The sequence below is a fragment of the Pelomonas margarita genome (assembly GCF_043555875.1).
Taxonomy (GTDB): domain Bacteria; phylum Pseudomonadota; class Gammaproteobacteria; order Burkholderiales; family Burkholderiaceae_C; genus Pelomonas; species Pelomonas margarita.
Map to the genome: position 1 here is coordinate 1 of NZ_JBIGHW010000051.1, position 1,119 is coordinate 1,119.

At 63.5% G+C, this 1,119-nt stretch carries 1 protein-coding gene; it reads right to left on the reverse strand.

What is annotated here, in order from left to right:
- On the reverse strand, positions 1-1,119 hold a 1,119-nt coding region (locus ACG0Z3_RS23165; RefSeq protein ID WP_394402414.1), incomplete at both ends, for an IS701 family transposase.

A 1,119-nucleotide genomic window follows, 5' to 3' on the forward strand; every position in this document is an offset into this window, starting at 1 on the left:
CCCCTCGGGACGTAATCTTCGGGAACTTCAGGCAACGCGCGGATGGCGAAGTTTTTTTTGCCGCCGATGGGCTTCTCGGCAGTCATTCGCTCAGCCATCAGAAACCCGTATGCCGCGATGCACAGGGAGGCGTGGTGGTGGAAGCCGCGCCAGCCGCGTCCTTCGTAGTGATCGAGGCCGAAGTCCTGTTTCAAATCTTGATAGTCGCGTTCAATGCGCCAGCGCTGGTGCGCGGCGCTGACAAGTTCGTTGAGCGGCATCGTTTCCGGCAGCGTCGACAGGAAATACTTGGTCGGCTCGGCTTGCCCATGCGGCCACTCGATCAGCAACCACTGTTGCGCACGAAGTCGTGCTTTGCCGGAGTTCCCACCGGCGTGACGCACGCGGACCGCCGCGAAGCGATCACTGAGCGTGTGATTCGTGCCCTCGCGCCAGCTGATCGTTTGAAAGGCCGAGGCGGGCAGAGACATCGCCAACGATTTGACGCTCATGGGCTGCAACTCTGGCGTGCGTCGAGGCATCACGGGCGGGCGGCCGTTACCGCTGTAGGGTGCTGGCGGCAACGGCTCAACGCCGGGTGGCCACACCACGACCGCGGAGGTCACGCCGACCACGTACTCAAGCCCCATCTCGGTCAGCGTTCTGCGGAATTCGGTGTCCACGCCATATCCGGCATCGGCCAGAACGCAGTGCCTCGGCGCGCCCTCCGCAAGCAAGCGCCGCAACTGTTCCAGCGCGATCTCGGTCTTGGTTGCGAATTGCAAGGTCTCGGGCACCCCGGCCTTGCGCCGGCGGTCCTCGTCCTCGGCCCACTCCTTGGGCAGATAAAGCTGCCATGCCACCGGCAAGCTGCCCTGACTGCACGACAGCGAGACGCTGACCGCCACTTGGCAGTTGTCTTGCTTGCCCAGGACGCCGCAATACTGGCGTGCGACGCCGACGGAATGACGCCCCTTCTTGGGAAATCCGGTGTCGTCGATGATCCACCAGCCACCTTCGCTGAAGTCCATCTTGGGCACGACCCACTGGCAGACGCGACGAAGCATTTGCTCGTCGGACCACTCAGCCTTCGCCACGAAGTGATGCAGCGACTGATGCCGCGCACTTGCGTGGACCGGG